The organism is Labrys sp. 22185 (assembly GCF_052045555.1).
In the GTDB taxonomy this organism is placed as follows: Bacteria; Pseudomonadota; Alphaproteobacteria; order Rhizobiales; family Labraceae; genus Labrys; species Labrys neptuniae.
Window position 1 is genome coordinate 8861 of record NZ_JBQEPH010000050.1, and the last position, 7692, is coordinate 16552.

General features: G+C 57.4%; 4 protein-coding genes and 4 pseudogenes. 5 read left to right on the plus strand and 3 right to left on the minus strand.

Going from position 1 to position 7692, the window contains the following annotated elements:
- Positions 1–981 (minus strand): IS110 family transposase (locus ACTJKX_RS35525; protein WP_440728211.1); only part of this gene is annotated, 981 nt, incomplete at its 3' end.
- On the opposite strand from ACTJKX_RS35525, the pseudogene ACTJKX_RS35530 reads away from it, so the two are divergent.
- The 3 genes and pseudogenes from ACTJKX_RS35530 to ACTJKX_RS35540 form a co-directional block, all read left to right on the plus strand.
- Positions 877–1167 (plus strand): annotated as a pseudogene (locus tag ACTJKX_RS35530) (transposase); the annotation flags it as partial. The gene ACTJKX_RS35525 and the pseudogene ACTJKX_RS35530 overlap by 105 nt on opposite strands.
- Positions 1168–2727: 1560 nt before the next feature.
- A pseudogene (locus ACTJKX_RS35535) lies at positions 2728–2868 on the plus strand (transposase); the annotation flags it as partial.
- Positions 2869–3278: 410 nt separating this feature from the next.
- A complete protein-coding gene (locus ACTJKX_RS35540) occupies positions 3279–4337 on the plus strand; it encodes an AI-2E family transporter (RefSeq protein WP_440728207.1) in 1059 nt (352 codons plus the stop codon).
- 7 nt (positions 4338–4344) lie between these two features.
- Here ACTJKX_RS35540 and ACTJKX_RS35545 read toward each other — a convergent pair whose 3' ends face one another.
- Positions 4345–5313, minus strand: coding sequence for an IS110 family transposase (locus ACTJKX_RS35545; protein WP_440728208.1), 969 nt, complete (start codon positions 5311–5313; stop codon positions 4345–4347).
- Positions 5314–5415: 102 nt separating this feature from the next.
- Positions 5416–5559: pseudogene (locus ACTJKX_RS35550) on the minus strand (IS630 family transposase); the annotation flags it as partial.
- Positions 5560–5701: 142 nt separating this feature from the next.
- Between ACTJKX_RS35550 and ACTJKX_RS35555 the strand changes: the two are divergent.
- Together ACTJKX_RS35555 and ACTJKX_RS35560 are read left to right on the plus strand one after the other, a co-directional pair.
- Positions 5702–6892: an epoxide hydrolase family protein gene (locus ACTJKX_RS35555; protein ID WP_440728209.1), complete on the plus strand. Its 1191-nt coding sequence runs from the start codon at positions 5702–5704 to the stop codon at positions 6890–6892.
- Positions 6882–7692: pseudogene (locus ACTJKX_RS35560) on the plus strand (IS701 family transposase); the annotation flags it as partial. The gene ACTJKX_RS35555 and the pseudogene ACTJKX_RS35560, both read left to right, overlap by 11 nt.

Here is a 7692-nt window from a genome sequence, read left to right on the forward strand (position 1 = left end):
CCGCGCTCGCAGCATCGGCTCCGTGGCGGCTTCGAGCATTCGATTGCCGACTGTCAGTTCGCGGATGCGATGCTCGAATTGGCCGCGCGAGATGGCACCGACCTTCAGCCCTAAGTTCCGCAGGAGCCCACGCAGGGACATCTCCAGTGCGATCATCCCCTGCTGGATCGCTTTGCGAGCTCCGAGCACGGTACGGACCTCCTGCGCCGAAACGGATTTACAGTGAACCGGGCGGAACCAGCCCAGATGCAGCAGGCGGGCAATTCCTTCCGCGTCGCGCCGGTCAGTCTTGATCGGCATAGCCTTCAAGCCGCCCTTGACCTGCCGAGTTTCCATCAAAACGACGTCCAGACCCACCTCGGCCAATCCGCGATGCAACCATTGCGACAAAGGGCCGGCCTCGAGGCCGATGGCGGCAATGCTGCCATTCTGTTCTGCGATCCAACTCGCGAGCGCCTCCGGCTCGCTGGCGACCTGTACCTCCTTCACGATCTTCCCATGTTCGCTGACCACGCAGATCGCAGTCTTCGCCAACGACACATCCAAACCGATAAACAGTCTCATCCCGCAGTCCTCCTTTGTGGATCCGGTACGGGAACAGCGACAGCCTGCCCTGGTCTTGCAAGCGAGAACGAGCCGTGGGCGGCGCAGGCCCCGCCAGTCCGTGATTTTGGCGAACAGGTTCTCGACCTTGTGGCGTTGACGATACAGGGCGATGTCGTAGGCGTATGGGCCTTTGCGAGTTCGGCTCGAGGGGATGCACGACTCGATGCCCTTGGCTTCGAGTTCCTCTCGGAACCAGGTGCTGTCGTAGCCGCGATCGGCGATCAGGTGAGAGGCAGGCAGCAAGGCGTCGAGCACAAGACGGGCGCCTTTGTGGTCGCTCATCGGGCCCTCCGACAGGAGCAGGATGATCGGTCGCCCGTCACCGTTGCAGACAGTGTGGAGCTTCGAGTTCAGCCCGCCTTTCGTTCGCCCGATACGACGGGGAACATCCACGCGCTCGTCGACGCCGAAGGGCGCCCCGTCAACCTGCGTGTGACCGGCGGACAGGGCGCTGACTGCACCCAGGCCGACGCGCTGACAGACGAACCGGGTGAAGCAGATATCCTGCTGGCCGACAAGGAATATGACAGCAATGCTATCCGGGCCAGGGCTGCCGAGCGATGGTCTTGAAGAAGCCCGATACCATCCCGCTCTCCTCCTCCATCCGAGAGCGTCAATTTTGGCAAAACTGTAGGCTGCAGCGCTGGGTGCATGCAAGGCTCCCTAATTTTAGATAAATTATTTCATAAATTTTATCTAAAATGTTTAGTCAGTTCCGCAGTCGCGTAAATAACAACTAACCGAAATAGAGGATTGAATAATTTTTTTATTTCGTGATAATAAGGTTAATAATTGAAGTGTTTATTTTAATATTTTCAGAACGTATGTGTTATTTTACATAAGATAGAAATACGATTGTTATATTTGCAGATTTTTTTGAGAGGAAGCTTTGGCAAAGAGAGGGCTGGGTTCACGGCAATTGTTGTTTTTGAGGGCGCTTGCCTTGATGGAGAAGCGTCATTACCCGGGTAGGTACTTTTGTGTATCGGCGATTGTGCGCCGGGCTTATGCGCTTGATCCTGATCTAGCTGAGGCAACATTGCGCAACAGAGAGAGACGGAATGGCGACGTTCTCAGCTGTAATCATGATGGCGTGACCATCGAGGGGGCAGCGGGGGAGACTATATCGAGTCAGTTGCGCGTCGGCCGCAAGAATGAACGCAGGGTGCCACGTGAATTAGAGGCTTGCCTCAACCCTTCTCGCCTCCTGGCTTCATTGCACCGCCGTGGTTTGGTGGTGAGGCGTGCGACCCGTGGAAGCGGCAGTGCAGCGTTGACGCCGGCAGGTCTCGCGGAGCTCCATGGAAGAAGTGCCAGCCAGCGAGGAGGCATTCCAAATGTCATGTAATGCATGGCATGCACCGATCTTCTTGTAGACAGTTGGTGTTCCAGTCTGACGTTACAACAGACTAAGAATCATTGCTGCTGCCACGATTTACTGCTTTCGCAATTCTAGGTATTTAATATGTCTCGACCCGAAACGCTTTCAGATTTCATTAAAAATCGATCGCTCCCGTCGGTGTCACGTGTTGACGCGGATAAGCACCTGCGTTTGGCAATCGGCGTCGTTGGCTTTTTGCTAGGAATTGCGGTGACCTCTGCCGTCATTGGATACTTAATTCCACAACCGGCGTTCAGTGCGAGTCAGTTGGTGCGCGGGCCAGCGCGCAATGCAGAATGACTGTGGTTCTGTATTATATTTCTGGCGAATTCGTTTCTATTTTTACGACATGCCATAATGGGTTAGGCTCAGGACTTCGCTAAGGGGAGCGCCCCAGTCAAGCGATTTTGGGCGGGTATGATTGTCCGCTTGCAGGCGGACGTGTCGACGGCTTGATGCTGAGCGACACAGTGTGTGTTTAGATGTTTGATCCCAGAGTTTGATGGCGCAATCTTTTCACAAGAGTGGAAGGAGGCACTATGGGCCAGGTTCTTCACGGCAGCGCCCCCACGACGGAGGCAATCCGTCGAGCGATACAGCAGAGTCAAGAGAGCCTGAGGACACTGGCTGGCCGCTGTGGCATCAACCAGAAAACAGTGGCCAAGTGGAAGCGTCGCACGTCCGTCTCTGATCTTCCCACTGGTCCCCAAGAGCCAAGATCGACGGCTCTATCAAGCGAAGTCGAAACCGTCTTCGGACAGATCAAACAGGCAAGAGGCTTCCGCCAGTTCCTATTGGGAGGCATCGATCAAGTTCGTTCCGAATGGGCCATGATCTGCACGGCCCACAAGCTCCTCAAGCTCGCAAAGAGCCGACATTGAGGCGCGGCTCACACATTATCGTCCCACCAATCCGCGACGACGCCCCAGTTACTCGGCCAGGCTCCTAGATGTTCTCGTTTATTTAGGTTGCCTCTTTGCCCAAAGGGGGTAATTGCAAGATTTCCGTGAAATTGATAGGTTTTGAAAAATTGAAATACCATTATGGTGTTCATTATTTTAAATCCAAATGAGGTATTATTCGCAGTTGCTTTCTGAACAATCCAGGCAATCTGTGAGCATTGAAGCAGAAGTATATTGCATAAATTGGAATAAAACTATTTTCAAACCGAAAATTCGGAAGTATTTTACAATGTATTCTTTGGTATGGTGTTGATGTGCCCAAAAATAGTGTCGTTGGTAATGTTCATCCTATAGTGCCAAACTTGGCGCCCGATTGGAGCGAGGCGGCCATGGCTAGTCGCCCACCTTTGATTTCGCCAACTACCTTGGGGCGTGGGTTGCTCCTCATTGTGCTGGGAACCGCCATCTACTTCTTTCACGGATTTCTGGCTCCAGTTCTCGCGGCGTTGGTTATTACCTTTGCTAGTTGGCCTATCTATCGCAGATTGCGTTCGGCATTAGGAGAACGAAATACGCTTTCAGCAACTGTTGCAATCATCCTCATTCTCGCGTTCCTAATTGCGCCGATCGTTTGGGCAGGAAATTATGCTTCGAATGAAATTAGTGACAGTTATACATGGATAATGCAGATTAATAAAAGCGGCGTGACTGCGCCTGATCAACTTAAGACGGTTCCGATAGTCGGCACTTGGATGACAGAGCAATGGAACCGTTATCTTGGTCATCCCGGCGGCATTGGTGAGATCGCTCAACTTGTGAGCGGCGCTAATCTGAGCAATGTTTATCTAGGTATATTATCTGCTGGCGCAGGAATATTTTGGTTTGCTCTAAATATTTTATTTACAATAATTACTATTCTGTTTTTTTATCGTGATGGTGATAAATTAGCGCTTCAAATTGGGATGGTCGGCGAGCGGCTTTTCCCACGGCATTGGAAGCAAATTTCGCGAATTATACCGGCAGCAATAGGAGCAACCTTCACGGGAATGACGTTGGTTGCATTCGGCGAAGGGATCGTTTTGGGAGCAGCGTATTGGTTGGCTGGAGCCCCGTCGCCAGTCACATTAGGTGTAATCACCGGTATAATGGCATTGATCCCGGGAGGTGCGCCTTTGTGTTTTACATTGGTATCCGTATATCTCGTGGCCAGTGGATCTCCGGTCGCCGGAGCCGCCCTTCTATGCTGGGGATCCGTTGAGCTTTTTATAGTCGACAAAACTATCCGCCCGAAATTGGTCGGTGCGCCGATAGAGCTGCCATTTTTGCTCACCTTTTTTGGCTTGATTGGAGGTGTTAAAACTATGGGGCTCCTCGGTCTATTCCTGGGGCCAGTTCTGATGGCGTTGCTGTTCATGATTTGGCAGGAGTGGCTGCGTTGTGTGGAGTAGTCATGATTTACCAAGGGGTAGCTGGGTTTAAGCGCCATGGAGTCGCCGTTTTAAGGATGGCGTTTGCGATTGTGACCAGCTTGCGTGCAATTGCGACGATGACAAGCTTATGGGGCTTTGCCCGTTCCTTTAGACGTTTGGCGAGTGGCCTCAGCCCCGCGTTGTGGCACGCGGCGGCGAGCGCAGCCTGGAACAGAACATGTCGCAGTGCCCGCCGTCCTCCGACAATCATCCTCCGGCCCCGCATTGTTCCACTGTCGTGTGGCACCGGTGCCAGGCCGGTCATGGCCGCGGCCTGGCCTGCGGTCATACGACCGAGTTCCGGCATTTCGGCGATCAACATGGCTGCCGAGACCGGGCCAACTCCCGGAATGGATCGCAGCAGTCTTGCTTTCGCAGCCAGGCATTCTTCTTGAGCAATGGCATTTTCGATCCGGCGCTCGAGAGCCCCGATCTGGTTATCCAGCATGGTCTTGAGGGCGATGTCCATGTCCCCGACATCTGCCACCACACCCTGCTTCTCGCGTGCGGAGATCTGCGCCACAAGTCGCTTGCGCATGTCGACGATCTGAGCCCGTCGGGTCGTCAAAGCCCTGAGAACGCGCAAGTTTCCACTCGGCAATGCCCGTCCCGCTTCCGGTCGGAACAGCATGAACCCAGCGATGAGTTCCGCGTCGATCCGATCTGTCTTCGCGCGCGTGCCATGGGAAAGGGCGAAGGCCTTGATCTGGGCCGGAGGCAACTGCACGGCTCTGATCCCCGCCGCGGTAAGGGTGACCCAGAGTGCCCATTCCTGTCCGCCGGTAGCTTCGAAGCCAACCTGGGCCACGCCCGGCACACGCTGGATCAGTGCGAGCAACTGTGCGCGACCTTCTGAAGTGTTGGGCAGGCGGAAACGGTGCCCAGTGGCACAGCAGAACCCATCAAGCCAGTCGCGGGACACATCTATCCCCATTACCGTCGTCGCTGCTATCATATCACTCTCTCTTCCTTATGCTTCGCGGTCCCGCAAACGGCCGCCGTCAAATGTTCGAGACGGTGAAGAGAGGCGGGATAAGCCTGCTAGAGCTGTTTCCGATCAAGTTGGGTCATAGGCGTCGTAGCCTGCGGCGGCGAGATAGTTGCGGCACTCGTCAGAGGTGAAGCGGGTAAAGGCTTGCCGGATGGCGGCGTGCAGATCTGGGTCGGTGCGGGCTTCCGCGGTCCGAAGCAGCGCTTTCAACAGCCGCCTTCTCATTGTAATTAGACGACTTAACTTTGTGTCACGCGAGACGATGCAGCCGCAAGCATTCGGATGCGGCGGCGGCCTTTCGAGCGGCCAACGGGCGTCACGCGGCGAGCGGCGGCGGAGCGAGGAGACGGCGATGGCGACGCCCTACAAGATCGAGATTTCCGACGACCGGCTCGCGACCATCGCGCGCAAGGTCGCCGCCTACGACTGGAGCGAGCTTCCCGACGCAGGAGGTTGGCGATCGGGTGTCGGGGTCGCCGACCTCCAGCGGCTCGTCACCTATTGGCGGGATGTCTACGACTGGCGTGCCGTCGAGCGGCGCCTCAATCGGCTTCCGAATTTCATGACGGATATCGACGGCGAGCACCTGCATTTCGTGCATTTGAAGGGCGACGGCTCGAAGCCGCCGCTTCTACTCCTGCACGGCTGGCCAGGCTCGTATCTCGAGTTCGAGCCGCTGCTGGAGCCGCTGGTGGCGGACGGTCACGACATCGTCGTCCCGTCGCTGCCGGGCTTCGCTTTCTCGAAGCCGATCACCGGCCTCGTCGGGCCGCGGCGGGCCGCGGCACTGATGAACGGGCTGATGGGCGAGCTTTACGGTGCCGAGCGCTTCATCGTCCAGGGCGGGGATTGGGGTAATGCCATCGCCGCGTGGATGGCCCACGACCGGCCCGACGCGCTGCTCGGCATCCACCTCAACATGGTCAACCTACACGCGGAGGAGTCCGCACCGACGAGCGACGCGGAAAAGGCATTCGTCGCCAAACGGGACGAACTCTTGGAGCTGGAGAGCGGCTACAGTCACCAGCAGGGGACGCGCCCGCAAACGCTCGGCGCGGCGATGGCCGACAGCCCCGTCGGTGCGGCCGGCTGGATGCTCGAGAAGATCGGCAAGTGGGCCGATCTCCCGGTGGCGCCCGATGGCCGCCCGGACATCTGGAGCAAGTTCTGCGAAGAAGAGCTGCTCACCAATATCATGCTCTACGTCGCGCCGTCCTCGGTCGTCACCGCGACCTGGATCTATCAGGGCAGGCGCCTCGAAAAGTCGAACAAGTTTCCCGCTGGAACGCGCATCAAGGTGCCGACTGGCGTCGCCGCCTTCCCCGACCCCGTATTCATCCCGCCGCCGCGCTCCTTTGCACAGAAGACCTACGAGATCGTGCACTGGAGCGACATCCCGTCGGGCGGCCACTTCGCCGCTTGGGAGGAGCCGGACCTGATGCTGAGCGACCTGCGGGCGTTCGTCGCCCTAGCACTACTTTGGCAGATTTTTAGGCGAGGCGCATTTTTGGGATTCCCGCGGGGCGGATTGCGTGATTCATAGGTGGTCGGCTTTGTGGAGGGCCGGCCATGGACGAGAACTGGAAGTCCGATCTTGAGGGCTGGCTTTCGCCCTTTCTGGATGCTCTGCGGCACAAGGTGCGGGCGCGGATGTGTCCAGCCTATGTGGCGGGGTTGATCGGCGCTGGCGATCACAAGAGCATCCAGCCGATAGCGGCCCGCGACGGCGGTGTCGGCTACGACCAGCTTCATCACTTCATCGCCAGCGGGGTTTGGGACGCCGCGCCGCTCGAGAAGGCCTTGTTCACCGAGGCCGACAGGATGGTTGGCGGTGCCGAGGCCTGGCTGATCATCGACGACACGGCGCTGCCGAAGAAGGGCGAGCGCTCGGTCGGCGTCGCGCCACAATACGCCTCGGCCTTGGGCAAGAACGCCAACTGCCAGACACTGGTATCGCTGACACTGGCTTCCGGCGAAGTTCCGATCATGGTGGGGTTGCGACTGTTCCTGCCCGAGAGTTGGACGAGCGATCCCGTGCGACTGGCCCGGGCCCATGTGCCGGAGGACTTTCGAGGCTACCGGACTAAGCCCGAGATCGCGCTCGCTGAGATCGATCGAGCACGTACTGCCGGTCTGCGCTTCGGCTGTGTGCTGGCCGATGCCGGTTACGGCCTCTCGGCGCCATTCCGACAGGCATTGAGCGCGCGCGGCCTGACCTGGGCCGTCGGCGTTGGGGCACGCCAGAAAGTGTATCCAGTTGACGTGGCCCTCGTCTTTCCCGTCGCTGGGCGCGGCCGCCCGCGCAAGAACCATGTGCCCGATACAAAGTCGGTATCGGCGCAG

Bases quoted from the DNA above. Each gene is read 5' to 3' on its own strand.
- ACTJKX_RS35545 (WP_440728208.1), bottom strand. From the start codon at position 5,313: ATGATAGCAGCGACGACGGTAATGGGGATAGATGTGTCCCGCGACTGG.
- ACTJKX_RS35555 (WP_440728209.1), top strand. From the start codon at position 5,702: ATGGCGACGCCCTACAAGATCGAGATTTCCGACGACCGGCTCGCGACC.
- ACTJKX_RS35540 (WP_440728207.1), top strand. From the start codon at position 3,279: ATGGCTAGTCGCCCACCTTTGATTTCGCCAACTACCTTGGGGCGTGGG.